This is a genomic window from Paenibacillus oceani (assembly GCF_014705615.1).
Lineage (GTDB): Bacteria > Bacillota > Bacilli > Paenibacillales > NBRC-103111 > Paenibacillus_AB > Paenibacillus_AB oceani.
This window is the reverse complement of sequence record NZ_JACXJA010000053.1, coordinates 1-25306: the sequence shown is the minus strand read 5'-3', so window position 1 is coordinate 25306 and position 25306 is coordinate 1. Positions and strand designations below refer to the sequence as shown.

The 25306-nt window shown below is 52.5% G+C and carries 18 protein-coding genes and 12 tRNA genes; 1 reads left to right on the top strand and 29 read right to left on the bottom strand.

Annotation, left to right across the window (positions count from 1 at the left end; genetic code table 11):
- Positions 1–64 precede the first annotated feature (64 nt).
- From IDH45_RS29610 to IDH45_RS29565, 10 genes are all read right to left on the bottom strand, one after another.
- A complete protein-coding gene (locus IDH45_RS29610) occupies positions 65–4003 on the bottom strand; it encodes a right-handed parallel beta-helix repeat-containing protein (protein WP_190931759.1) in 3939 nt (1312 codons plus the stop codon).
- A gap of 80 nt (positions 4004–4083) precedes the next feature.
- Positions 4084–5433 carry an ABC transporter substrate-binding protein gene (locus IDH45_RS29605; protein WP_190931758.1) on the bottom strand — a complete coding sequence of 450 codons (1350 nt, stop codon included), beginning with the start codon at positions 5431–5433 and terminating at the stop codon, positions 4084–4086.
- Positions 5434–5720: 287 nt separating this feature from the next.
- Positions 5721–6005 (bottom strand): hypothetical protein, encoded by a 285-nt coding sequence (locus IDH45_RS29600; RefSeq protein WP_223837116.1) that lies wholly within the window; start codon positions 6003–6005, stop codon positions 5721–5723.
- Between the two features lie 294 nt (positions 6006–6299).
- Entirely contained in the window at positions 6300–6545 is a 246-nt protein-coding gene (locus tag IDH45_RS29595) for a glutaredoxin family protein (RefSeq protein WP_190931757.1), read from the bottom strand.
- Positions 6546–6581: 36 nt separating this feature from the next.
- Positions 6582–6785, bottom strand: coding sequence for a heavy-metal-associated domain-containing protein (locus IDH45_RS29590; RefSeq protein WP_190931756.1), 204 nt, complete (start codon positions 6783–6785; stop codon positions 6582–6584).
- Positions 6786–6810: 25 nt separating this feature from the next.
- Positions 6811–7437, bottom strand: a complete 627-nt coding sequence (locus tag IDH45_RS29585) for an NAD(P)/FAD-dependent oxidoreductase (protein ID WP_190931755.1) — start codon at positions 7435–7437, stop codon at positions 6811–6813.
- A gap of 18 nt (positions 7438–7455) precedes the next feature.
- A complete protein-coding gene (locus IDH45_RS29580) occupies positions 7456–8331 on the bottom strand; it encodes a hypothetical protein (protein WP_190931754.1) in 876 nt (291 codons plus the stop codon).
- Between the two features lie 30 nt (positions 8332–8361).
- Positions 8362–10794, bottom strand: coding sequence for a heavy metal translocating P-type ATPase (locus tag IDH45_RS29575; RefSeq protein ID WP_223837114.1), 2433 nt, complete (start codon positions 10792–10794; stop codon positions 8362–8364).
- Between the two features lie 26 nt (positions 10795–10820).
- The gene (copZ, locus tag IDH45_RS29570; protein WP_190931752.1) at positions 10821–11021 is read right to left on the bottom strand and encodes a copper chaperone CopZ; all 201 of its coding nucleotides are present in this window, start codon (positions 11019–11021) and stop codon (positions 10821–10823) included.
- Positions 11022–11150: 129 nt separating this feature from the next.
- Complete coding sequence (locus IDH45_RS29565; protein ID WP_190931751.1) at positions 11151–11492, bottom strand: metal-sensitive transcriptional regulator; 342 nt, start codon at positions 11490–11492, stop codon at positions 11151–11153.
- Between the two features lie 153 nt (positions 11493–11645).
- Between IDH45_RS29565 and IDH45_RS29560 the strand changes: the two genes are divergently transcribed.
- Positions 11646–12611 (top strand): cation diffusion facilitator family transporter, encoded by a 966-nt coding sequence (locus tag IDH45_RS29560; RefSeq protein ID WP_190931750.1) that lies wholly within the window; start codon positions 11646–11648, stop codon positions 12609–12611.
- Positions 12612–12769: 158 nt separating this feature from the next.
- Here the strand turns inward: IDH45_RS29560 and glmS are convergent, their stop codons facing one another.
- The 19 genes from glmS to IDH45_RS29465 all read right to left on the bottom strand — a co-directional run bounded on the left by glmS (position 12770) and on the right by IDH45_RS29465 (position 25293).
- The gene (gene glmS, locus IDH45_RS29555) at positions 12770–14599 is read right to left on the bottom strand and encodes a glutamine--fructose-6-phosphate transaminase (isomerizing) (protein ID WP_190931749.1); all 1830 of its coding nucleotides are present in this window, start codon (positions 14597–14599) and stop codon (positions 12770–12772) included.
- A gap of 594 nt (positions 14600–15193) precedes the next feature.
- Positions 15194–16534 carry a phosphoglucosamine mutase gene (gene glmM / locus IDH45_RS29550; RefSeq protein WP_190931748.1) on the bottom strand — a complete coding sequence of 447 codons (1341 nt, stop codon included), beginning with the start codon at positions 16532–16534 and terminating at the stop codon, positions 15194–15196.
- 97 nt (positions 16535–16631) lie between these two features.
- Positions 16632–17852 carry a CdaR family protein gene (locus tag IDH45_RS29545; RefSeq protein WP_190931747.1) on the bottom strand — a complete coding sequence of 407 codons (1221 nt, stop codon included), beginning with the start codon at positions 17850–17852 and terminating at the stop codon, positions 16632–16634.
- Positions 17842–18666 (bottom strand): diadenylate cyclase CdaA, encoded by an 825-nt coding sequence (cdaA, locus tag IDH45_RS29540; RefSeq protein WP_190931746.1) that lies wholly within the window; start codon positions 18664–18666, stop codon positions 17842–17844. Before cdaA ends, IDH45_RS29545 begins: the two co-directional genes overlap by 11 nt.
- A 349-nt stretch (positions 18667–19015) precedes the next feature.
- The gene (locus IDH45_RS29535; RefSeq protein ID WP_190931745.1) at positions 19016–19621 is read right to left on the bottom strand and encodes a zf-HC2 domain-containing protein; all 606 of its coding nucleotides are present in this window, start codon (positions 19619–19621) and stop codon (positions 19016–19018) included.
- A 118-nt stretch (positions 19622–19739) separates the two neighbouring features.
- Positions 19740–20312, bottom strand: coding sequence for an RNA polymerase sigma factor SigW (gene sigW, locus IDH45_RS29530; RefSeq protein ID WP_190931744.1), 573 nt, complete (start codon positions 20310–20312; stop codon positions 19740–19742).
- A 573-nt stretch (positions 20313–20885) separates the two neighbouring features.
- A complete protein-coding gene (ppc, locus tag IDH45_RS29525) occupies positions 20886–23681 on the bottom strand; it encodes a phosphoenolpyruvate carboxylase (protein WP_190931793.1) in 2796 nt (931 codons plus the stop codon).
- Positions 23682–24204: 523 nt separating this feature from the next.
- Positions 24205–24275: transfer RNA gene (locus IDH45_RS29520), tRNA-Gly, on the bottom strand.
- Positions 24276–24286: 11 nt separating this feature from the next.
- A tRNA-Pro gene (locus IDH45_RS29515) sits at positions 24287–24360 on the bottom strand.
- A 23-nt stretch (positions 24361–24383) separates the two neighbouring features.
- Positions 24384–24460, bottom strand: a tRNA-Arg gene (locus tag IDH45_RS29510).
- A gap of 8 nt (positions 24461–24468) precedes the next feature.
- Positions 24469–24543, bottom strand: a tRNA-Gly gene (locus IDH45_RS29505).
- Positions 24544–24557: 14 nt separating this feature from the next.
- Positions 24558–24637: transfer RNA gene (locus IDH45_RS29500), tRNA-Leu, on the bottom strand.
- Between the two features lie 11 nt (positions 24638–24648).
- Positions 24649–24721, bottom strand: a tRNA-Lys gene (locus tag IDH45_RS29495).
- A 14-nt stretch (positions 24722–24735) separates the two neighbouring features.
- Positions 24736–24807 (bottom strand) — tRNA-Gln (locus tag IDH45_RS29490).
- Positions 24808–24818: 11 nt separating this feature from the next.
- Positions 24819–24894: transfer RNA gene (locus IDH45_RS29485), tRNA-Thr, on the bottom strand.
- Between the two features lie 6 nt (positions 24895–24900).
- Positions 24901–24976 (bottom strand) — tRNA-Val (locus IDH45_RS29480).
- 69 nt (positions 24977–25045) lie between these two features.
- Positions 25046–25117 (bottom strand) — tRNA-Glu (locus IDH45_RS29475).
- Between the two features lie 26 nt (positions 25118–25143).
- Positions 25144–25216, bottom strand: a tRNA-Thr gene (locus tag IDH45_RS29470).
- Between the two features lies 1 nt (position 25217).
- Positions 25218–25293: transfer RNA gene (locus tag IDH45_RS29465), tRNA-Asn, on the bottom strand.
- Positions 25294–25306: the final 13 nt, after the last annotated feature.

The following is a 25306-nucleotide window of genomic DNA, read 5'->3' as shown; positions in this document are numbered from 1 at the left end:
GGCGATTTGCCCGACGATCCCTTCTCACTCGCTGTGACCAACCCGTTGTTCCTTCGGGCGTTCCCTAATCGCCGATCATCCTGTCGGCCTGCTGTTCCAATTTCACCTTCAGTTCCGGCGGAATGCTTTGCGGTTGTGCCTGATTCAGATGATTCAAGAAATGGTCCATCTGGAGTCTGGACTGCTCCAAGCGGTTGCGCAGCTGCATATACAACGATTGTTCGATCGTTCCCGCGTTATGAGCTTGCTCCATTAGCTTCTGCAGCGAAGAAAACGACACGAGCGCGCTGAAGCTGATACGCTTCTCGGTCACATTGCCGGCAGCATCCGTCACCGTTGCCACAACGGTATGACTGCCCGGGGAAGCTTCCCAGGCGAGGCTGCCGCCTTCATGGGAAGTTCCGTCGATGGTAAGCGCAGTCCGGGCAATACCGGACAGTTCGTCGGCCGTCACAGACTCGATCAAATAGTGCTGGCCTGCCTCCAGGTTGATCCCTTCCTCAAGCGAGCTGCCGTTTAACAGCAGATTCAGACTGGGCGCCGTCCGATCGACACGCAGCCAGGCCGTTTTTTCCTCCTCCGCATTCCCCAGCACGTCTACCGAACGATAAGTCAGACCGTACACGCCATCCGTCACAACGATCGGGGACGTATATCCGATATATCCGTCCGTTACCGGCCGGGTACCGCCGTATACTTGATCGACTACAGACAGTTTGTACTGGGTGGCGGCAACAGGGAAATCGCCGTTTTCTGCTGCAAGCGTGACGGTGACGGTCTCGACGTGCCAGCCGTTGTCCCCCTGCCGTCCTGCAGCATTCATCGTCGTCGTCGGCCGCCCGGTCGGCACGTGGGTGCCGTTTCTGTAGATGCCTATATCCCATACATTCCCTCTCGGAACCCCGTCATAATCTGCGGAAATGTCGATCGTTCCCCCGCCCAGCAAGGCGAATCCCGGGATCGCATTACCGCTGCCGATGGCCGGGCTGCCCTCTTTCAAATGCCAGTTCCGTTCATCCGGGTCGACAAAGTACGGATTGTCATATACGCCGTTGGGCTCGGTTAACGCAGGCAATCTGGCATTGTTGTAGTACAGGTTGTAATCATGCACCAGATTGATCGGCTGCCTCGTCCCGGCAGAAATAACCGCATTGTCCGTTGTATTCATGATGATATTGTTCATAAACACCGGATTGATGTTGTCCGGGTCCCAATCCCAGCCGACAGTGGGCGCCGTGTTGCGCGGGTTGATTAAATAGATGCCGTTTCTCGTGCCGATCACGATATTGTTGTACGCCGCGCTGTCCTTGCTGCCCGCGAATGCGATACCGTTGTTGATACTGGAAGTTCCGTTCAGGCTTTCAGCCACAACGATATTATTGAACGCGACCATGTTCCAAGCTTCGAAGCCGTTTACGCTATAGTCGCGTGTCGAGTTATAACCGGTCGCGCCGCCCAAATAAATCGCACCGGTCGACATATTCACATTGCGGTTGTGGATGTAATTGTTGTAGATCCGGATGTCCGACGAGCCGCCCTTGGCCAGCAGACCGACGCGTCCGACCTCGTAAATCTCGTTGTTACGGATCGTGCTGGACGAGACATTGACGAAATCGATGCCTTCGTGATCCATATCGTAGATGATGTTTCCTTCGACCAAATAATCCGAGACCAGATACCCTTTGACCCCTTCCTCAAAGGCGTTATGAATTTTGTTGCCGATGACGTGCACGTGATGCGAACCTTCCCGCACCTGGATGAAAATATCGGAGGTGTCGGTCCCGCGCCGGTTTTGCGTCATCTCAAAATCTTGAATCGTAATATAAGGGGTATCGATCAGGACGACCTTCCTTGACGGCAAATCGTGGAAGCGGATCACAGCTTGATGCTTGTTGCGCGCTTTGAACACGATTCGTTCGTTCTCTCTGCCGCCTTGCGTAAAAACGGCCGGACTGGTCTCGATATAGACGCCATCCTCAAAAATAACGGTATTCCCCCGCTGCGCCAACTGCGCCGCTCTCGCCATCGTCCGCCACGGCTTCTCTTCCGTCCCGGGATTCATATCGGACCCGGTCGGGGAAACATAATAGGTGCCGCCGGGTTCGGTACTCGGTCCCGGGTCGCCCGACCCTGCGGGAGCATCGATCTTGGCTACGCTTATATCGTCAATCCGGATATCTGCCCGGTAAACCGCCGCTGCAATCGCTCCATTCTTCAGTTGACTGTCCGAACCGCTCAACTCCAGCTTGCCGTTGACGAACACTTGAATCTCCGTGCCGTTTACGACGAAGCGTATATCGATCCATTCGCCGACTGGAGGATACCAGTTCGTTTTCTCCTGCAGCGGAGTGACCGTTCCGGCCACCTTTTTCTTCAGCCCGATATAGCCCTTGTCCGGGCTCCCCTGAATCTCCAGCAAATAGTAGTTGTTAATGTTCGTATACCGGGTGTACAACGTTAACCAGCCCGTCGGATAATGAAACTGGTCAAACTTCACTCTCGTGTCCATCTGATAGCTTATCCAGTCCATGGAGCCGGCATAGGAACGGGAGATTCCGCTTGCGGAAGAAGCATTCGGGTCGGTAAACACGTTGTTGCCGCCCGGGGTTTCCTCGACAATCCGCATCGTTCCGGTCTGTTCCGTCCAGGCCCCGTCGCCGTTCTCATAGTTTTCCGTGAACAAAACCTCTCCCACCTCTGGCAAAGCGTATGCGTATATCCCCATGTTCACCTTCTCCGTTCGGATCATTTCGTCGTAATCCAAGTAGACGTCCATCAGCTCGCCATAAAATCCGGATACGTTCAAATTCGTTCCCTTGCCTATGGCCGGGCTGTCCGACTGCAGATGCCAGTCACTTAGCCGGTCTACAAATAACGGATCTCCGGAAACCCCATTCGGCTCGACCGGTACATTCGCACAGCTGTGATACAGGTTGTAGTCGTGCGAGTAGCCGGCCGGCGTGGTGACCAGGCTGACGGCGCCGGCCGTGCAGCCCGAGAAAATATTGTTGTAAACCTTCGACGAAGTCGGGACCGGCGCCCAACCCGCCGTCGATCCGCCGCCTTTCGTGAAGCGAACCCCGTATGTGGCGTCGACGACTACGTTATGGTAGAAACCGCTGTCCACGCTTCCGGCGAACGATACGGCTGTATGGATCAACCCCGGCTGCTTGGCAACAATGATGTTGTTCCAGGCAGCCGCGTTGTACGTCTCGTATCCGTTCGGATCATACGCCACTGAAGCGGGGTAGCTTCCGCCCAGCGTGATGGCAGTTTGCATCGATTTCTCGGCGGCGACAATGCGGTTGTTGTAAATTTGCGCGCTGCGCGTGCCCGCCGGCACCAGAATGGCCGTACTCACCTCGCTTATTTCATTGCCCGCGATGACCGGACGGTCGATGTTGGCCAACACCACCGCAAAGTTGACAAAATCGTACATTTCGTTGCCCACAACCGCGATATGGCTTCCTCTTAACGCTTGAACGGCTTTGCCGCCGGCGCCGTGGATCGAGTTCCCGCTAATGGTGCAGCCCAAGCAGTTGTTGATGCTGATGAAAATGTCCCCGCTCGATGTTCCGCTCACAGCTTGCGTGATCTCAAAATCGGCGATCGAGATATATTGCTTATTGGTCAAATCAAACTTGGATGTCGTGTTCAAATTGGAAAACATCAGCTTCGCGTTCTGTTTATTTCTCGCCTTGATCGTGATCGGCGCTCCGTCCGCACCGTTGTTTCCGAACCTGATGGTCTGGCTGATCTCGTACACGCCGTCTTCGAAGACAGCTGTATCGCCGGCCTGAAGCGATGCCGCCGCCTTTGTGAGTGTTTTCCAAGGTGCTGCTTCCGTGCCCGGATTCGTATCACTTCCGGCGGGAGAGACGTAATACGTCTGGCCTGCCGCGTAGGCAGTCTGTGTGCTGCTGATCGGAACGTTCGGGAACAAGCTTGAAACCAATGCAAGCAACGATAACAGGCAAATCGTCTTGATCCGAAATATCTTCATGAACAGAGCCTCCTTGATTAGGAATTGGCGCTACCACACGGTTATCCGATCCGACCCTTGTCGTCATGCCGGACCGGCAGTCAGCGGCCCCGCTTCACTTCGGCGATCGTCTTCTCCGCCGCCTCCGCCGCTTCGCGCAGCGCCGTGTTCAGATCTTTCTTGCCGAGCATCACATCCAGCGGAACGGTATTCAGAATGCTCTCCACCTTCAGATGGTATCTGGAGAATTTGGCCATCGGCGCGTATTGGTTGTAGAAAACCGCGCTCCAGTTTTTATCCTTGAAATCGGACTCTTTGCCGTACGCCTTCTTCACTTCCTCGTCGTTGATAACCGGCATGATCCCCCGCTTGGAATAATCGAGCTGATTGTCCCGGGACACCAAATAATCAATCGCCTTTATCGCCGCTTCTTTGTTTTTCGACATCGAAGTCACCGCCATGGTGAACGGCGTCGCTGCCGAGCCGATCTTCGGCTTCTCCTTTAAGACCGGCAGCGAGACGAGATCCCACTGCACCTTCCCGATATCTTTCGGCACGGTGAATGGGAACTGCGAGTTGTACACGAACATGCCGATCTCCTGCGTGTCGGTAAATTCTCTCCAGGTCGGAAGCCGGTTCAGCCCGCTCACCCGGCTCTTGTAGCCTTCGTCCGAGCCGGGATTAACGAAAAACAGCTGAAGGAGCGATCTCCATGCGTCGTCCTGAAAGGTCGGCTTGTCGGTAGCCGGGTCGAGATACGGCTTCGAGAGCTGGTTGCCGCGCAAAATATGGGCCGGAGAAGAAGCGAAGCCGAGCATTTGCTTCCCGTCGTCCTTCCGTGTCAGCTTGCGGGAGATATCCATCGTCTCGTCCCACGTCATCCCGTTTTTGGGGTAAGCGATTCCATATTTGTCGAAGATCGATTGATTGTAATACATGACCTGGACCATATTTGTAACTGGAAGCGCATACATTTTACCGTCTCCAGACGCCCGGATTCCGTCAATCAGCGTCGGCTCGAACTTGTTCAGATCGACTCCCTGCTTCTTGATCAACTCGGTCATGTCATACTGCAGCTCCGAGTCCATCAGCAAACCGAAAATGTAAGGCGCGGAGGCGAACAAAATGTCGATCGTCTGGTTTTGCGCCAGCAGTTCCGGCAGCGTCTGCCCCGCTTTTTGCTGGATATATTTGATCGTGTAATTCGGAAACTTTTTGCGCAGCGCGTTTCCGAACAAGCTGTTGAACGCATCCTCCGAATCGCCGTTATTGGAATGAAAGACGAGTTCAGCCGGCTCGTCCGCACGTACCTCGGGAACGTTCGGCTTGCCTCCCTGGTCTGCTTGTTGTCCGTTATTCGTGCTGCAGGCCGTAAGCGCTACGGCGACAACCAGCGGCAGTACGGCCAGCCGGATTCGCCGGTTCGCGGCGGAAGGCTGTTCTCCTGACATTCGAGCTACTCTTGGCAATTGACGTTTCAATGCAGCCACCCCTTTTTGATTGATTCGAGTCTCGAGCTCAGCTATAGCATAAAGGAGAACCGCTTCGTTTTCTTTGTCAGATACGTCAGTATCTGTGCAAGATCGGTCGAAGCTCGTTTGGCCGTGCAGGCTGGCGCGTTGACGCGCCCAGTTTTGAAGTCATTGCTCATATTGCTTATATACAAAAAATAGAGGAGGTTAGCTCATATCATGAACTAACCATCCTCTATTTCCGTTTCTACAATGAACCCCCGGTATTAATAATAAGAAGACATCTCGGAAAACATGCTGCCCAAAATAAGCACAAAAACGACGACGTAAAGTACGATTCCGATGGCCACCCAGATTAAAGCCGCTTTTGCATAATTGGCTTTGCTCGGATTCGTATTGCCTCCGAAACCCCAAACGAATAACATTACGATGTTTACAATCGGAATTGCCATTAACAAAATGGTAATCATCCAGTCTTTAAAAGATACGACCGGCGCGGTTTGGTTGCCAATAGCAACGTTTTGTTGCGTATGGCTCATTTGCGGCTCCATGAAAAACGCTCCCTTATTAATCCAAATTTCTAAGCAGCAGGACAATAGCTTGATTATTCCTCAAACTAAAGCCCAACTTCCTTTTAACATTTCAAATAATAGTCGAAATTTGGAAGAAAAGCAAGAAGGAATTGAAAAATATAACAATTGGGGTCAATCCCGGAAAAATTCCACTTTCGGATGCCTTAAGATTTCCGGAATGATATGGGCCAATACTAGGACCCCTACGTACTATGAGCCGCGAGGAATGAAAAAACAGCCCTACATATGCGGGCTGCTTTTTGGAAGCAAGCATTACGATTTTTTCAGCAAGTCGCTGATTTCATTCAGGTTTTCCGCAAAGCCAACAAATACCTTGCCGCCAATAACAATCGTCGGCACGACCTGTTTCCCGGTGAGGTTCCAAACTTCTTCCGGATATTTCGGGTCTTCTTCGCAGTTATAATCGGTATAAGAAATGTCATTTTCCTTAAAGTAGCGTTTGGCAAAGTTGCAATCACTGCATGTTGGGATCGTATTAATTTTTACCGGTTCGTTCATCTTTATATTCTCCTTACATGGTGAACTTACATCTATCTATGCCTCAACGTTATATCCTTTTTTACGAATGACTTCCTGAATGTCGGAAATCTGAACTTTCGATTCGTCAAACCGGACATCGACGGTGCCTTGTTCAAAATTAACGCGGCCTTCCGCTCCAAGCGCGTTGATGGCTCCTTCAATTCTCGGAACACAAGAACGGCAAGACATGCCTTGTACTTTAACGGTTGCCTCTTGCATGCTGTTCACCTCCTTTCTTGGCGCGTCACGCCGATGCTGTGATTTGGTGCAACTGCTCCAGGGTCACGCGGTCTACGAACTTGCTGAACTTCTCTTTGCCTTTGGCATGTTCCTTATAGAAGTCAATGATGGCGATGACTACAGGAACCAATTGTTCTTCTTTCAATCCGGAATGAAGCCGTTTCGCAAACGCGGGCTTCAGCCCCTTGGATTCGCCGCCCACGTACAGATCGAACGTATCGCGCATTTTAATCACGCTGATGTCCTTAATCAGCGGCTCACTTGTCCCTAACGCACAGCCAGCATATCCGATTTTAAGCGGCACAGGTGTCGATATACCAGCGGTCGCTTCGTTTAAAGCTTTGGCTGCCGCCAGCCCGGCTTCTTCAGCGCCTTTACAAAAATTGCAGGCGATCAGGCTTTTGGTGACAAAGCCCGCAGGATTAACTTCCAGTCCGCTTTGCTCCAGTTCGGCCTGGATCATATCACGCTTCTCCACCGGCACTTCCGCATACAACTGTTTGAACGGCGTCATTTCCACTTTGGCTTCCGCTCCGAGCAGATGACTGATGAGTCCAAGCTGTTTGGGTGTGAACAGGCTGCCGCCAAGCTGCACCGGAGCGCTGATTGCAATTTTTACGATCTCTCCCATTCCCGATCGCCCCTTGCTTTATTGAATTTCCACGACATAAGGAACCGTAAAGACTTTGCCTTGGTGCTGGAATTGCCCCCAAATTTTATAGGTGCCCGGATTCGGGAAGGCGGTCATAAATTCTGCAGCCGGTCCGGATGCCTTCTCGTTGGCGGGATGCACATGGAGGTATTGCTCCGCGTCCTCCGAAAGAACGACGACGTGTCCGACCGCACCGAGGTATTGCTCCAGATTGCGGATGCCTTCTTTCGTTTTTTCATCTTTGACGGTAAACGTCAACGTAGTCTCATCCTTTGCTTTTGCGCTGCTTAAAGTCAGTGTGACTTCTTTGCCATCAACAACTTTCACGAGCTCCGCATCCGCTTTGACTTTTTCCTGCGGCTTTGTTTCTCCTTCTACCTTCACCCACTTACTAAGGGTGGTGCCCGATCCGCCTTTCGGAACAAAATCCGCAAAAACTTTATATTCTCCGCCTTTCGGAAACGAGGTTTCTACCGTAAACGTCCCCTTGCCGTCCCATTCGGGATGGATGTGGCTGAAGTAGGATAGATCCTTATTCACGATGATGATATGCATCAGTTTTTCATGGTTCCATTCAAAATCATGAATAGCTTTGCCATTGGTGTCTGTTACTTGAACGTTCAGCTTCGTGTTCTCGGATGCTTTAGCTGTTCCTGATGCAAACGTAAAGGTTGCTTTATAGTTATCTGCTGCATGACCGCCTGTATCTTGACCGCCATGGTCCCCATGTCCGTTATCGTTAGCTAGGGCATTTATTGCTCCGCCTTGATGGGTACCGCCGTGTCCGTCCGCACCCTCCTTGGGCGTACCGCAAGCGGCCAGCAAGCCGACAGCCAAAGCACCGGTTAACATAAGCATCATCCTTTTTTTCATATTAAGGTTCTCTCCATTCTAACGATCTGATTAATGGCGTACTTTCACACGCTGCAAGCGAAGCGCATTAAGGACAACCGATACCGAACTTAACGCCATCGCTGCGCCTGCCACCCACGGGGCTAGCAAGCCAATCGCGGCAATCGGGATGCCGAGCGTGTTATAGCCCAGCGCCCAGAACAGGTTTTGCTTAATATTGGCCATCGTCTTGCGGCTCATGAAGATCGCATCGGGAATGCTCGACAGATCGCCGCGCATCAGGGTCACATCCGCTGCTTCCATCGCAACATCCGTTCCGGTGCCAATCGCCATGCCGATGTCCGCTGTCGCCAGCGCCGGCGCATCATTAATGCCATCGCCAACCATCGCCACTTTTTTGCCTTGAGCCTGCAATTTCTTCACTTCCTCGGCTTTGCCTTCAGGCAGCACTTCCGCCCGGACATGGTCAATGCCGACTTGGGCTGCAATCGCTTTGGCGGTCCGTTCGTTGTCGCCAGTAATCATGATGACCTCAATGCCCATTTGCTTCAGGCGGCTCACCGCCGCTTTCGACGTTTCCTTGATCGTATCGGCTACCGCTACCATACCGGCATAACGATTGTCGATTGCGACCAGCATAGCGGTTTTGCCTGCTTCCTCCAGACGGGACATCGGTTCATAGGCCGCCTTCGCATCCACGTTATATTTCTCCATCAAGCGGCGTGTACCGACAAGCAGCTCCCGGCCTTCTACCACGGCTTTGATGCCGTAGCCCGGAATAGCTTCAAACGATTCGGTTGCCGGCAGCTCGATCTGTCTGGCTTGAATGCCGGCCACAATCGCTTCTGCCAGCGGATGTTCCGAATTTTTCTCGGCTGCGCCGACGAGCCGGAGGAAATCCGCTTCGTTGTCTTGCGTTATCACATCGGTCAGCTCCGGCTTGCCTTTTGTGACGGTGCCGGTTTTGTCCAGAATGATTGCATTGATCTTGTGCGTCTGTTCCAAATGCTCGCCGCCCTTGAACAGGATGCCCAGCTCCGCCGCGCGGCCGGAACCGGCCATAATCGAAGTTGGCGTAGCCAAACCGAGGGCGCACGGGCAAGCAATAACGAGAATCGCAATGGCAATTTCGAGTGCATGGGCAAAGTCGCCAGGCGTAATGAAGAAGTACCAGACCAGAAACGCCGCAATCGCAATCCCTACAACAATCGGAACAAATATGCCGGAGATGACATCGGCTACCCGCTGAATCTGCGCCTTGGAACCTTGCGCTTCTTCTACGACTTTAATGATTTGCGCCAGCGCCGTTTCTTTGCCGACTTTGGTAGCCTTGATGCGCAGGACGCCGTTTTTGTTGATAGTAGCCCCGATAACCGCATCACCAGCCTTCTTCTCGACCGGAAGGCTTTCGCCCGTCAGCATCGATTCATCCACCGATGACACGCCTTCCAGCACTTGGCCGTCCACCGGTACTTTATCGCCAGGACGAACCAGCACGACATCCCCCACAATAACATCTTCCACCGGGATCGTTAATTCCTGGCCGTCCCGAACGACCAGAGCCGTCTTCGCTTGCAGCCCCATCAGTGACTTGATCGCTTCCGAAGTGCGTCCCTTGGCCAGTGCTTCGAACAATTTGCCCAATATGACCAAGGTAATCAGCACTGCGCTGGTTTCGTAGTAAAGCGATGGGCCATGATGCATTTGATCCCCCGCGATGTACCAGTCGATGGTCATATACAAGCTGTAGAAATACGCAGCTGATGTTCCAAGCGCAATCAGGACATCCATGTTTGCGCTGCGATTGCGCAGCGCCTTGTACGCGCCGACATAAAACTGCTTCCCGATATAGAACTGTACCGGTGTGGCCAGCAGGAGTTGAACCCAAGGATTCATCAGGAAATCCGGCATGTAAATCCACGAAGTAAAGGAGAAGTGACCTACCATCGTCCACAACAGCGGAAAAGAAAGGATGGCCGAGATCAGTAATTTCCGCTTTTGTCCGCGAATCTCACGAACACGATGGTCGCCCGCGTTCTGGTTTTCCTGCTTGACCAGAGCTTTGTAGCCCAGCTTTTTGACTTTTTCCTGCATGTCCTCAACCGTGATTTCACCCGCCGAATATTCGACGCGGGCCGTTTCCATCGCAAAGTTTACGGTTGCGCTCGTTACGCCAGGCAGCTTGCTAAGCCCTTTTTCAATTTTGTTGGCGCAGGCTGCACAGGTCATACCTTCCAGATTAAACTGCGCCACTTCCGTAACCGTGCCATATCCGAGCTTCTTGATCGTATCTTCCAGGTTTTGTACATCGACCTTGGCCGGATCGTAAGTGACATTCGCTTTTTCCAGTGCAAAGTTGACATTCGCCGTGTTCACGCCATCCAATTTAGTAAGTCCTTTTTCAATCCGATTGGCACAAGCGGCGCAAGTCATGCCTGTTATTTGAAAAGACGACTGTTTCGTCTTAGCTGCTGAAGTTTCCATCATGCTTCACTCCCTTGTCGAATCGCTTATCCTACGTCATATCCCTGATCTTCAATAGCTTCCTTGATCTGATCCAGGGAAACCTTCTGCTCATCGAACGACACCTCTACCGACTCGGCCTTCAGGTTTACTTTTCCGCTTACGCCGATTTCCTTCAGCGCACCTTCAATAGAGTTCACGCAATGCTGGCAGCTCATGCCTTGTACATTCAATGTCACGTTTTTCATGTTTGTTCCGTCCCTTCACGAACTAATTAGTGACCTTTCTAATCTTGCCCTTACAACTTGCTTTCGTAAGTAGTATACCCCCGTACCCTATAATAGTCAAATATTTTTTTATCGCTTTTACATTCCCCTTTATTTCATGAGCTTATTCATAGTACACAGCAGTTCCGTTATGGCCGTTTCGTCACTCTGTTGGACGCGCTCCACAATGCAAGTTTTCAGATGATTTTCGAGCAGCAGCTTCCCCACTCCTTTTAAAGCGGATTGCGCGGCGGCAATCTGATTCAAGACATCATCGCAATACGTATCCTTGTCAATCAGCCCTTTGATTCCTCTAATTTGTCCTTCAATACGATTCAGTCGATGGGTTAAGCTGCTTTTGGCTTTTTCGGAATGATGACTTTTTCGGATTTCACCGGTTGAACAACAGATTTGATGACTAGCCTGATCTTCGATCTTCAAGTTCATGCTCATGAGACTCGCCTCCTTCATCCTATATATACTATACCCCCTCACCCTATTATAAGTCAAAACCTTTTACTTGACATTCATTTTTTGATACATCTATAATAAGGTCAATAACACATATGAATATATGTTCATATATTAGTGTTTGGAGGGATTTTTATGTCGGAACATCATCACTCTCATGGACACGACCATGAGCATACCAACAACAACAAGAAGATTTTGCTGATTTCATTCGTGATCATCACAGCGTATATGGTCATCGAAGCTGCAGGCGGGTTTATTACGAACAGCTTGGCTTTGTTATCCGATGCCGGCCATATGCTGTCGGACTCCTTGGCCTTAGCCATTGCCTTGCTCGCCTTCAAGTTTGGCGAAAAAGCGGTGAGTACAGGGAAAACATACGGGTACCGGCGCTTTGAAATACTGGCGGCTACGCTCAATGGATTAACCCTGATCGGCATTTCCCTGTATATCTTTTATGAAGCGATTGAACGTTTTGCCAACCCGCCGGAAGTCGCCACGGTCGGCATGCTCATCATCAGCACCATCGGGCTGCTGATTAACATTCTGGTTGCCTGGATTATGATGCGCGGCGGCGATACGGAGCATAATTTAAACATGCGTGGCGCCTTCTTGCACGTCATCAGCGACATGCTGGGTTCTGTAGGTGCCATTGCGGCCGCTCTGGTCATGATGTTCTTTGGCTGGGGCTGGGCTGACCCGCTGGCCAGTGTGATCGTCGCTGTGCTCGTACTTCGCAGCGGATATTTCGTGAGCAAGTCCTCCCTGCATGTATTAATGGAAGGCACTCCGCGCAATATGAAAGTGGAAGACATCGCGCAAGCGATCCTGAAGATCGAAGGCGTGGAAGGTGTGCATGATCTGCATATTTGGTCGATTACTAGCAACATGCATGCCCTGACCGCCCATATTGTAGTGGATGGGAACAAGACGGTATACGAAACGGAAGCCCTGTTGCACAAAGTAGAACATATGCTGGAGCATAAAGACATCCGCCACGTAACCTTACAAGTGGAATCGGAAAAACATAACCATGAGAACAACCTCTTATGCAGCATTAAAGCGAGTCCGCCCGATGCACACGCCCATCACAATCATTAATGGAAAAACTATCAAAACATATTGAAAAAGCCGAAACAAATCCAGGAGCTACTCCTGAAATCTGTTTCGGCTTTTGTATGAGAGTTACAATCTTTTTTTATTCAGTTACAAAGTATATTGTTCAGTTATGCATTCAGCCCGACATCCCCCGCCCAACCTCACTCCACCGTAACCGACTTCGCCAGGTTCCGGGGTTTATCCACATCATTGCCGCGCGCAAGCGAAGCATAATAAGCCAGCAATTGCAGCGGAATGACTGACAAGGCCGGTGTTAACAACGGCACGGTACGGGGGATCTCAAAGACGAGGTCGACCGCTTTGTGCAGCTCTTCATTGCCTTCCATCGCGATACCGAACACTTGTGCGCCGCGTGCTTTTACTTCCTTGATGTTGCTAATCGTTTTCTCCAGCAGCTGCTCTTGCGTACCCAAAGCGATCACCGGGATGCCTTCCTCGATCAAGGCGAGCGTCCCGTGCTTCAGCTCTCCAGCCGCATAGGCTTCGGAGTGGATATAGGAGATCTCCTTCAGCTTCAGCGACCCTTCCAAAGCTACCGCATAATCCAGCCCGCGCCCGATGAAGAACAAGTCGTTATGCTCCGCAATCTGTTCGGCATACTGCTTTATTTCCTCCACGCGGCTCAAAATCGACTCCACCTGCTCCGGCAGCTTTTGCAGCGCATCCAGCGTCACCGCAATATATTCCGCTTCACGGGTACCGAGCGTCTGAGCCAGGTGCAGCCCCAGCAAGTAAAAGGCGATCAGCTGGGACGTATACGCTTTGGTGGAAGCCACTGCAATCTCCGGTCCCGCCCAAGTGACGATCACATCGTCGGCCTCGCGCGCTACCGAGCTGCCCACCACATTCGTAATCGCGATGACATGGGCACCGCACCGCTTCGCCTCGCGAAGAGCGGCAAGCGTATCGGCCGTCTCCCCCGATTGACTGACGACGATAACGAGCGTATTCGCATTGATAATCGGAGAGCGGTACCGATACTCTGAAGCTACATCGGTCTCCACCGGGATGCGCGCCAGCTGCTCGATGACCGATTTCCCGACAAGGCCGGCATGATAAGCGGTTCCGCACGCCACGATATGAATGTTATGAATGTCCCAGATTTGCTGTGCGGTAAGCCCCACTTCGTTCAAAACGACTTGCCGGCCCGAGGCGTCGATCCGGCTGCCCATCGTATCCCGGTACGCCTTCGGCTGCTCGTGAATTTCTTTCAGCATAAAGTGATCGAATCCGGCTTTTTCCGCCGTCATCAGATCCCAGTCGACATAAAACGTTTCCCGGGAAATAAAATTCCCCTCAATCGTCCGTAAATCGACACCATCCCGTGTCAAAACAGCCATTTCCCCGTCGTTTAAAATATAGACGTTTCGCGTATATTCCAAAATAGCCGGGATATCCGATCCGATGAAATTTTCCCCTTCGCCTACGCCGATAATGAGCGGGCTGGCCAGGCGAACCGCAACCAGCTTCTCCGGTTCGTACTCGGTCAATACGCCGAGCGCAAAGGCACCGGTCATTTTTTTAACCGCCTGCTGAACGGCTTTCACGATATCGCCATCATAGAGATCGGCGATCAGATGCGAGATAACCTCCGTATCCGTTTCCGAGACGAACTGATGTCCCTTGGCGGTCAGATCTTCTTTCAAGCTCATATAATTTTCAATAATGCCGTTATGAACGACAGAAAATTTGTTGGAATTGTCCGTATGCGGATGGGAATTAACGTCCGACGGTTTGCCGTGAGTCGCCCACCGGGTATGACCGATCCCGATCGTCCCGTTCAGCGGCTCCTGCTCGAGTCTCGATTCCAACACGGCCAGACGCCCCTGCGCCTTCTTGACCACCAGTCCGCTTCCTGTAAATACGGCAAGTCCGGCCGAATCATATCCCCGGTACTCCAGCTTTCTTAAGCCGTCGATCAAAATACGCTGCGAATTCCGCTTGCCCACATATCCAACAATACCGCACATAGGTATCCTACCTCCGATGAATGGATGAATTCAACCTGTGCGCTCTTTATATCCAGCATCCGAGCATGACAAATAAACGTACGCACGTCCATTTTTTAGCAAACGTATTCTGTTTTCAAAGAGCGCCTTCAGGCTGTGAGTTGTCATACTATTCCGTAGCGGACCGCAGGAAACCAGACCTCCCTATTTCCGTTCATGGAGGCGTCCCCGCCGGTCCGTTGTTTATATTCGTATCTCGCATCTTGCGGAAGCTTTGTGAGCCCGGTCGCCCAAGCTTTTTCCATTTCCGCTTACGGCCTGATGCTGCTGCCGAGAGGTCCCCGCCGATTATTCCGAACACCTCTACCTCGTCCGCTCGCCTGTTGCTCGGCACGCCCTCATCCGTTCCGGCGACCGCAGGCAAGCGCAGGCGCTTGTACCGCGTACAACCTCCGCCCACCTTTCCCTTTCAAAGTGATAGTAACATCATATTCAATTTGACGGTTTAGCGCAACCTGCAAAAATCGCAGATTTCCGGGATAAATGAATAAAAATCCCCCGGAAGCTCGTCCGGAGGACTCATTTTAATGATACATAATGTATCAGATAATGGCATTAAACCAGTTCTTTCTGAACAACTTCGACAATTTCCGCTACATACGATTCTACCGTCACTTTGTCCGGTCCTTCGGCCATGACCCGAACGAGCGACTCTGTGCCCGACGGCCGAACGAGGACACGCCCGTTGCCTGCGAAACGCTGCTCGACATCGCGGATCGTCTGCTCGATTGCGGCATTGCCTTTCAGCTTGCTCTTATCGGCGACCCTCACGTTGACGAGGACCTGCGGATATTTACTCATCAGGCTTTTGAGCTCGCTCAGCCGCTTACCCGACTCTACCACCGTCTGTACGAGCTGCAGCGCGCTCAGAATGCCGTCTCCGGTCGTATTATAATCGAGGAAGATCATATGGCCGGACTGCTCGCCGCCGAGGTTGTAGCCGCCTTTGCGCATCTCCTCCATCACGTACCGGTCGCCGACCGCCGTCTGCACCGCATTCATGCCAAGCTGCTCGACGCCTTTGAAAAAGCCGAGGTTCGCCATGACCGTCGTCACGATCGTGTCGTTCTTGAGCGTTCCCGCCCGTTTCATCGCTTCTCCGCAAATACTCAGCATATAGTCCCCGTCGACCTCTTCGCCCGTCTCGTCGATAGCGATCAGACGATCCGCGTCGCCGTCGAACGAGAGGCCCAGATCGGCTCCCAGACGCAGCACTTCGCGCTTCAGATCTTCCGGATGCGTAGATCCGCAGTTATCGTTAATGTTACGGCCGTTCGGCTCCGCGCCGATCGTATGGACGCCCGCTCCCAGATCGCGGAATATCGCCGGAGCGAGCTCGTAGGCCGCCCCATGCGCGCAATCGAGTACAATTTTCAATCCTTGGAAGGAACGGGAGATCGTCGTCTTCAAATAATCCGCATACCGGAACTTCGCTTCCGAATCATCGCTGACAGTGCCCAGATCGCCGCCTACCGGGCGCGGCAGTTCATCCGTCGCCGCATCAAGCAGCCGCTCAATCTCCAGCTCCGTCTCATCGAACAGCTTGAATCCGTCGCTGCCGAAAAACTTGATCCCGTTATCTTCCACCGGATTATGGGAAGCCGATATCATAACACCGGCGTCCGCTCCGGACGTTCTCGTCAAGTAAGCGACTCCCGGCGTCGAGATGACGCCCAGACGCACGACATCCGCCCCGATCGACAACAGGCCGGCTACAAGCGCAGCCTCAAGCATCGGTCCGGAGACGCGCGTATCGCGCCCGATCAGCACAACCGGCTTCTCCGCATGCTGGGTTAAGACAAAACCGCCGCAGCGGCCGATTTTATAAGCAAGCTCCGGAGTCAGCTCTTTGTTCGCTATACCCCGAACCCCGTCCGTTCCAAAATATTTTCCCATTCGACTAGTTCCTCTCCTTTGGTTGCACCGGCTTATCTGTAGTTTCTAGGCTTCGGCGTTTTCCTTCGTCAAATCACGGTCGATCGCGCAGCGGAGATTACTTTGCGGTAATCTCCACTACAGCTTTCGTATCCTGTTCCACCTTTTTGACGAATTGCGGCAGATTCAGGTTTACGTTCACCGTATGCTCGCCCGGAGGCAGGTTGCTTACATCGACGATCGCCTGGATGTCCTGGGCCTTCAGCTTCGCAAGCGTCGCCGGCGAGCCCTCCACCGTTATATTCAACGTACCGCCTTGCGGCGTTTTGATTTTCGTGTCGAAATTGTTGTTTTGCCCGATAATCGTAATCGGTACCTGCTCCAGCGTCTTTTTATCGGACGGCACAATTTGAACTTTAACTTCCACTTTGGTCGGATCGAGCAGCGTGATTCTCGGCTTCAGCGGAATATCAAGAGTGAAGTCTTTGTTTTCCTTCAGCCCGTTCAAATCGATCGGCGGTCCTTCATAGAAATCAAGCGTATTGAGCAGCTCCTGCGGCCCATAGACCGTAATCTGGTCGATCGAAGACTGGAATACGGAGACGCTGTACCCCGGCGCCGGTTCGCCGACGATTTTGAGCTGCAACGGCATCTTCTTGAACGGCTGGGTAATCGGCACCTCTACATCGACGACAGGCGGACTGATCGAGACATTCAGCTCCTTGCCGTTTTTATCGAGCGCCACCAGCTTCACCTGCTTCGTGACTGCGGATTGCGCGTTGTCGACATTAACCTCGGCCTTAACCGTGATTGCTTCGTCCATAAGCCCGCTCGGCACGGTGAGAATGACGCGCCCCGGCTTCGCTACCGGCTGGCCGGCCTTGAATCCGTTAGCCGGGTTGCCGATCAGATCGACCTGAACCGGCACTTCCTTCATCTGCTTCTCTTCCAGTGCGACTCTCGCGTACGGCGGGAATATCGATACTTTGACGCCCGACGGAAAATCTTTGGCCACCAGCGACACCGTATTCTCCCCGACCCTCGCATTAGTCAGATCAAGTACGATCTGGTAAGGCGTGGCGGCTATTTTCTTAAGCGCGGCTTCCTTGCCCTGCACCCGGATCATAACCTCCGTAGGGTCCATCGATTCGATATGCAGCTTGTTCCCGTCGAACACCGGGGTTACTTTGACATTGTAAATTTCTTTCTCCTCGGCAGCGGAGAAGCCTCCGCCGGTCGTAGACTTACTATCCAGATGTACGACGGCCCACAGCAGGATGCCCAACATGAGCGCGATCACTTTTACGACATTCGTATTGCGAAGCCATTTATCCATCATGCTGCGTATCCCCTCTCTTCCGCTTCCAGAAAGGAGTTTTCTCCTTGGCTTTGGCCTTCGGCTTCAATTCCTCGAACAGCTTCGAGACGAGCGATTCCTCCTTGATATCCCGCACGATCTGGCCGTTGAGGGCAAGCGAAACTTGACCCGTCTCCTCCGAGACGACCACCGAGATCGCATCGCTCACTTCGCTCATCCCGATCGCCGCACGGTGACGCGTCCCAAGCTCCTTGCTGATGAACGGATTTTCCGATAAAGGCAAGTAACAGCCTGCGGCCATAATGCGGCTTTTCCGGATAATGACGGCTCCATCGTGCAGCGGTGTATTCGGAATAAATATATTGATAAGCAGTTCGGAAGTGATCTGCGAATCCAACTGAATACCCGACTCCACATAATCGTTCAACCCGGTTTCCCTCTCGAATACGATCAGCGCCCCGATTTTGCGTTTGGACAAATAATTGACCGCCTTCAAGATCTGCGAGATCCGGTGCGTCACCTCATGCTCCTCGTCCGTGGAAGAGCGGCTGAACAGCTTCCCCCGCCCGAGCTGCTCCAACGCCCGGCGCAGTTCCGGCTGGAAGATGATAATAACCGCCAACACCCCGAAGGTGAACATCTGGTTCATCATCCACTGGAGCGTATTCAAGTTAAACCATATACTGAGCGCCCAGGCGAGGACCACGACGACGATCCCCTGCAGCAGCTGGATCGCGCGCGTCCCCCGCATAAGGAGGATTAGCTGATAGATGACGTAGCTGACGATCAGGATATCGATTATATCTTTAATTCGGATTTCCGTTAATAGTTCCATCCCAGTTCCCCCATGGGCCCACAGGAGCCTCTCTATGTCTGTTCGCAGTCCGGCTGGCGGACCGATGCCGCGGGATTTTGCAATTTGTCGCGTCATTTTAAATCATACCATATTTTCAGCAAAAAACCTCTCTTTCCGAAAAACTTGAAGACTCGAATGTAAGCAGCATGTCTATAAATGAGCGGCAGCGCGAATCGTGCAGCGCGAGGCGTCAAGCCCTGATCGGACTTGTCCGGATCTTGCATGACGCTATAAGCCCGGTAACAATTAAAACGCCCTGCTTGTCCGGCCTGTTCATAAAAAAAACCGCATGCCGGCGGCGAATTGGAGCTCGCTGCAGCATACGGGGTTATTTCGTAAATAACGCTATCATTTGATTCACCTTGTACCAGATCCATTCCGCCGCCTGGTTGACACTCGTAATATCGCCGGATATTTGAGCGGTGGAGGCAAGGGCGTAATTGCCGTCAATGACGGTCAAATTGCCGTTGATCTTGCCGTTTACTTCGACCTGCCCGTTCTCTATGATCAGATTGCCTTGTACCGTCTTGCCTTCCGGAACGACGACGGTATGTCCTCTGATGACGAGCTGTTCCATGTCACCGTGTACGACAAGCTCTGTATTCTGGTTCCACATCGAGAGGAAGCTGCCGAGCATGACCACGAAGAAGATCGCAGCAACCGAGGCTGCCGGATGCCGACGAACCCACTTCATCCAGACGATGCGTTTGGCCGGAGCGGGCAAGCCCTGCATGATGAAGGCGGTGGTCAAATGACTGGGTGGAGGTACCGGCTTCAAGGAGGAGACGAGCGCTCCCGCCTTGTCGAGCTTCGCATAACGCTCGCGGCAGCCCGGACATGTTCCCAGATGCTTCTTCAATTCCGCCGCTTCAGGACCGATCAGGTTTCCGTCCAGATGGTCGTGCATCAAAAGGATGGCTTCTTTGCAGTTCATCGTTTCGTGCCACTCCTTTCCTTACATTTTAGTGCATAACGAATCGTATCGTACAATACGTGACTGCTTCGTAATCGTTTCAACAATTTCTCCAGAAACCCATAATTATTTATCGGACCTACAGCAGCGAATCTTTCTCCAGCCGTTCGCGTAAATATTCGCGCCCCCGATGAACGCGGGTTTTCACTGTCGTAACCGGCATATTCAGCACTTCGCCGATCTCTTGCAGCGACATATCGTGTAAATACCGGAGGATCACCGCCGACTTGTACTTCTCCGGCAGCGCATCGATCGCCTTGCGCACCTGCTCCTGCGTCTCCGACAGCAGCAACTCCCCTTCAGGCGTCCGCTCCCCGCTCGCCAGCATCGAGTACCAATCGGTTCCTTCGCTGTCGCTGACTTCGGCATCGAGCGAATACGACGCCTTGCGCTTCCGCAGACGGTCGATGCACAGATTCGTTCCGATCCGGTAAATCCACGTCGAAAATTTCTGCGTATCGTCAAAGCGGTTCAAATTCGTATATACACGCAAAAACGTCTCCTGAACCACATCCTCCGCTTCTTGCACATTATGCAGCATCCGGTAGGCCAGGTGATAAATTTTATCTTTATAAAGGTCGACCAGTTCGGCAAACGCCCGACGGTCGCCATTGCGAGCCAGCTTCGCCAGCCTCGTTTCCACAAAATTCACCGACATGCCCCCCATCCCGGCTCACGCCCCGCTCCTTCGCTCACCCTGGCTGTTCAGCCCCGGGAAGAACAAAGATTCGGAAACGACGATTCCGAGAAGTATGAAAACAACTCCCGCCCACTGGACGGGCATTCCCGGTTCGCCCACAGAAGACCATCTGGTCTCTACCGTGAACCAAGTACCGCTCCTTAACTAACACTGCCGCAATAACTGATATAAAGTCGGGAGCCCCGGGTATATACCCGCTCCATCACAATCGTTATCTACCCACGTAAATTGAAACTTATAACCCAATTAAGCAGCGCTGAGCCGGACGTTCGTCAATCCTCGGTGGCACGCCATCTTGACATACAGAGACAGCATCACCTAACAGGATGCGCCGAACGGTACGAGCATGATGCGCTCCAGCACCATGCAGGATGCTGCACCTGATCAGCCGATTCACTCTCTCCCGCAGGCGGACATACCGCTCTCTTATCACTTTACATTTTTTCATGAAAAAAGTCGAGAAACGTCTCTGTTCAGAAACGTTCCCGACTTTGCGACTCGTCATCCGATGGTAAAAGCTCTCAATCAGCCTGTATTTCTCAAGCCGGCTGCAATTCCGTTAATCGTCAACAGCACTTCGCGCAGCAATTCCGTAGTCTCGCTCGAATTGTCAGGCTGCGAGCGAAGCTCGGTCAGCAGTTGCACCTGCAAGTAGCTTAACGGATCTACGTAAGGATTACGGAGCTTGATCGACTCCTGAATAACCTGCTGGTTGTCCAGTATTTCGTTCTGGCCAGTAATTTGCAGAATTAGCTGGGACGTCAGCTCATATTCGTCGTTAATTTGATCGAAGATCCGTTTCGCAGCGTCCTGGTTGCTGGACATTTGCGAATATTCCTTGGCGATCAGCAAGTCCGCCTTGCCAAGCGCCATCTGCAGATTATCGATCATGGAGCTGAAGAACGACCAGCTCACATACATCTGCCTGAGCGTCTCCAGATTGTCCGGCTTGCCCTGATAAAAGGTTTGCAAGCCCGATCCCGCGGCATACCAGGCTGGAAGCAGGTACCTGCTCTGGGTCCAGCCGAACACCCATGGGATGGCGCGCAAATCCTCGAACCGGTCGCTGCCTTTCCGCTTGGCCGGACGAGAACCGATGTTAAGCTCCCCGATCTCCGGCAGCGGCGTAGATTCTTTGAAGAACGTATAGAAATCGGGATCGCGGAAAATCAGATCCTGGTATTTCGTTTGCGCCTGCTCGGAGATTGACTTCATAATGACTTCGTAGTCGTGCTCGTTGCTGTTCACCTGCTCGTGCTTCGACAGATGGGCGCTAGCGATCAGCGCCGACGTAGCCTGCTCCAGGCTGCGGTAAGCGATGCCTTTGAGCGCATAACGCGAAGACAGCACTTCACCCTGCTCGGTAATCTTGATACCGCCGCCGATCGTTTCCGGAGGCTGGGCCAGAATGCTCCGGTTCAGCGGCATACCGCCGCGTCCGAGCGCTCCGCCGCGTCCGTGGAAAAACTTAAGCTTCACCTGATGGCGCTTGGCGACCTTCGTGATCTCCTTAAGCGCGACACGCAGCTCCCAGTTGGCCGTAATGACGCCGCCGTCCTTGTTACTGTCGGAATAGCCCAGCATTATCTCTTGGATATGATTAAAATCAGGGATGCTATTCCGGTACGCCGCAATGTTAAAGACCGTCTCCATAATGCCAGGCGCCGCATGCAGGTCGTCGATCGTCTCGAACAGCGGAGCAGGCTGCAGCGTGCAATGGACCGTACCGTCTGCCTCCCGGCGATACAAGCCGACTTCTTTGCCGAGGACCATAACCTCCAGCAGATCGCTTGCGCCCTGGGTCATACTGATCAGATACGTCGTAATACATTTGCGTCCGAACTCGGCTTGTGCAGCCTTGATCGTTTTGTACACATTTATCACTTCGAGCGTCGATTCCGAATATTCCAGGTATGGAGACATCAGTGGACGCGGGTCCAGCAAAAGATCGCTAAGCAGCTTGATTTTCTCCTGTTCGGAGAGCGCCGCGTAGTTGTCGACGATGTTCATTTTGGCTAAAATCTCGCTCATCGCAGCTTCATGTTCCTTGCTGTGCTGACGGACGTCCAGACCGGCCAGGTGGAAGCCGAACAACTCGACCTGACGGATAAGCTTCCGAATGTAAATATCCGCTGTATACCCCGCGTAATGGCTTCGCAGACTGCGATCGATCAGCCACAAGTCTTCGAGAAACTGCTCGGGAGTCGTGTATTTGGCCTGACTGTTCTTAGTACCGTGAGACTGTGCGTTGATAATCTTCTCAACCATATACTTCAGCTTGATCCGATACGGCTCGTTATCGTTACGCCATACGTCCTCGGACTTCAGGCGGATGTGCTCCTTGTCGCTCTCGATCGAGGCAAGCAGCTCCGGAGTCACCTTGACAATGTTCGTGCTGAAGCTCAGATGGTTCATCAGTTCGTCGAGCTGCTGCTCGTACTTCTGGAGAGCGAGCTGCCGGTGCATCGTCAGCGTCTCCCAAGTAATCTGCGCGGTTACGGACGGGTTTCCGTCACGGTCGCCGCCGATCCAGGAGCCGAACCGCAAAAACGTAGGAACGTGCCAGTCGACATCCGGGTAATATTTATTCAAACAGCGTTCGAGCTCCTGATACACTTCCGGGAGTACATCGAACAGCGTCTCATCGAAATAATACAGTCCGTTGCGGACTTCATCGAGTACAGTTGGCTTGCGGTCCCGAAGTTCATCGGTTTGCCATAGGGTAAGCACTTCGCTGACGAGCTTCTCGCGAAGCTGTTCTCTTTCCCTGTTCGTCAGAGACGGGTTGTCCAGCTTCATCACATCGCTTGCAATCCGCTGGTGAATCTCCAGAACGACACGCCGCGTCGCTTCCGTCGGGTGAGCCGTCATTACGAGCTCAAGCGAGATCGTTTGCAAAATATCTTGCAGTTCCGAAGGAGGCACGTTATCCTTATGAAGCTCGGCGATGATTCCTTCGATCGATTCACGCTGAATCTTCTCGCCCGCGGAACGCTCGTAATCGCGCTTGCGGCGAATGCGGTGGTTCTGCTCGGCAATATTCACCAATTGGAAATAAATCGCAAAAGCGCGAATGACGTTATGCCGGTCTTCCGGACTGAGCGAACGGACTACGGTTTTGAAATCTTGAAACAAAGCTTGCTCGTAGGAAGCTCTGAGCGTTTTGCTCATCTCGCGGATTTGTTCGACCAGGCTAAGCAGCTCCTGGCCGCCCTGATGGATCAACACTTCCCCCAGTATGGTCGTTAGAAAGCGCACGTCCCTGCGCAGCAGATGATGGCTCGAATTGCCTTGATTCGGTTCGATCGTTACTTCCGTCATCATGTTTCCCTCCATCCCCTAGGTCATTCGGCAATTATCACGGCATAACTGCTATCACGCAGTAATAACCCGATTTCCCGATGTAGAAACATCGGAGCACCCGGGCACACGCAAAAAAAGACCTCACCGGTCACGATTTCACACCCAACTGCCGAATGCCTTTTACGTACCGCCACTCAAACAACTATGTCCTTTCTATCTTATTGGTTAACGGGCGATAATTCAAGTGCAAAATCCGACAAGATGCTTGTTCCCGGTATCCATTTCTTGCACTTCAGGCATACTTTACCCACGTTAGAAATCTATATCCAAGTGTTAAGGTAGTTTTTGGGGAGACCAACGTTCGAACGCGCTTGTCTCATGCGAGTCCAATTCAGAATAATGAAGCAACATTCCCATGCCGGGTGAACATACGCTTCTTCTAACTTCGATGGACGACTTATGTACAATGAAAGCAAAATTCTAACGTCTCAAACAACAAAAAAAGCTCTGATTTCTCAGAGCTTTGTCGGCGAAATATGAAAGCGGGTGATGGGAATCGAACCCACGCTACCAGCTTGGAAGGCTGGAGTTCTACCATTGAACTACACCCGCAAAAAGAAAAGTCGGGACGACACGATTTGAACATGCGACCCCCTGGTCCCAAACCAGGTGCTCTACCAAGCTGAGCTACGTCCCGATACCAAGCTATGTGATTAAAAATGGCGTGCCCTGAGAGATTCGAACTCCCGACCTTTTGATTCGTAGTCAAACGCTCTATCCGGCTGAGCTAAGGGCACATCATATATGGAGCGGACGACGAGATTCGAACTCGCGACCCTCGCCTTGGCAAGGCGATGCTCTACCACTGAGCCACGTCCGCGTATGAAGAAAAGATGCGCGTGGAGGGACTTGAACCCCCACGGTCGCCCGCTAGATCCTAAGTCTAGTGCGTCTGCCAATTCCGCCACACGCGCTTAATTAAATGTGAGCCATGTAGGACTCGAACCTACGACACCCTGATTAAAAGTCAGGTGCTCTACCAACTGAGCTAATGGCTCTCATGAAGGGAATACTGGGGATCTAGGATTCGAACCTAGGCATGACGGAGTCAAAGTCCGTTGCCTTACCGCTTGGCTAATCCCCAACGTACTGAGATGGTGCCGCCGAGAGGACTTGAACCCCCAACCTACTGATTACAAGTCAGTTGCTCTACCAATTGAGCTACAGCGGCGAAATATGGTGGACGCTGACGGGATCGAACCGCCGACCCTCTGCTTGTAAGGCAGATGCTCTCCCGGCTGAGCTAAGCGTCCTCATCAGTAGATTTGCCATAAAGTAAGCCCATTATGTAATCATCGGTAACATTACTTTATGGAAAACAATGACCCGTAGGGGATTCGAACCCCTGTTACCTCCGTGAAAGGGAGGTGTCTTAACCCCTTGACCAACGGGCCGTGTGTCCCCCGCATTATGCGAGAGAAGCTTCCAACCGGGATCGAACCGGTGACCTCATCCTTACCATGGATGCACTCTACCTACTGAGCTATGGAAGCATGGCTCCCCGAACAGGACTCGAACCTGTGACAACTCGGTTAACAGCCGAGTGCTCTACCAACTGAGCTATCAGGGAATATGTGTGAATC

What these genes read in the sequence shown, in the direction of transcription:
- IDH45_RS29610 (WP_190931759.1), bottom strand. Translation starts at nt 4,003, where the DNA reads ATGAAGATATTTCGGATCAAGACGATTTGCCTGTTATCGTTGCTTGCA.
- IDH45_RS29605 (WP_190931758.1), bottom strand. Translation starts at nt 5,433, where the DNA reads ATGTCAGGAGAACAGCCTTCCGCCGCGAACCGGCGAATCCGGCTGGCC.
- IDH45_RS29600 (WP_223837116.1), bottom strand. Translation starts at nt 6,005, where the DNA reads ATGGAGCCGCAAATGAGCCATACGCAACAAAACGTTGCTATTGGCAAC.
- IDH45_RS29595 (WP_190931757.1), bottom strand. Translation starts at nt 6,545, where the DNA reads ATGAACGAACCGGTAAAAATTAATACGATCCCAACATGCAGTGATTGC.
- IDH45_RS29590 (WP_190931756.1), bottom strand. Translation starts at nt 6,785, where the DNA reads ATGCAAGAGGCAACCGTTAAAGTACAAGGCATGTCTTGCCGTTCTTGT.
- IDH45_RS29585 (WP_190931755.1), bottom strand. Translation starts at nt 7,437, where the DNA reads ATGGGAGAGATCGTAAAAATTGCAATCAGCGCTCCGGTGCAGCTTGGC.
- IDH45_RS29580 (WP_190931754.1), bottom strand. Translation starts at nt 8,331, where the DNA reads ATGAAAAAAAGGATGATGCTTATGTTAACCGGTGCTTTGGCTGTCGGC.
- IDH45_RS29575 (WP_223837114.1), bottom strand. Translation starts at nt 10,794, where the DNA reads ATGGAAACTTCAGCAGCTAAGACGAAACAGTCGTCTTTTCAAATAACA.
- copZ (WP_190931752.1), bottom strand. Translation starts at nt 11,021, where the DNA reads ATGAAAAACGTGACATTGAATGTACAAGGCATGAGCTGCCAGCATTGC.
- IDH45_RS29565 (WP_190931751.1), bottom strand. Translation starts at nt 11,492, where the DNA reads ATGAGCATGAACTTGAAGATCGAAGATCAGGCTAGTCATCAAATCTGT.
- IDH45_RS29560 (WP_190931750.1), top strand. Translation starts at nt 11,646, where the DNA reads ATGTCGGAACATCATCACTCTCATGGACACGACCATGAGCATACCAAC.
- glmS (WP_190931749.1), bottom strand. Translation starts at nt 14,599, where the DNA reads ATGTGCGGTATTGTTGGATATGTGGGCAAGCGGAATTCGCAGCGTATT.
- glmM (WP_190931748.1), bottom strand. Translation starts at nt 16,534, where the DNA reads ATGGGAAAATATTTTGGAACGGACGGGGTTCGGGGTATAGCGAACAAA.
- IDH45_RS29545 (WP_190931747.1), bottom strand. Translation starts at nt 17,852, where the DNA reads ATGATGGATAAATGGCTTCGCAATACGAATGTCGTAAAAGTGATCGCG.
- cdaA (WP_190931746.1), bottom strand. Translation starts at nt 18,666, where the DNA reads ATGGAACTATTAACGGAAATCCGAATTAAAGATATAATCGATATCCTG.
- IDH45_RS29535 (WP_190931745.1), bottom strand. Translation starts at nt 19,621, where the DNA reads ATGAACTGCAAAGAAGCCATCCTTTTGATGCACGACCATCTGGACGGA.
- ppc (WP_190931793.1), bottom strand. Translation starts at nt 23,681, where the DNA reads ATGACGGAAGTAACGATCGAACCGAATCAAGGCAATTCGAGCCATCAT.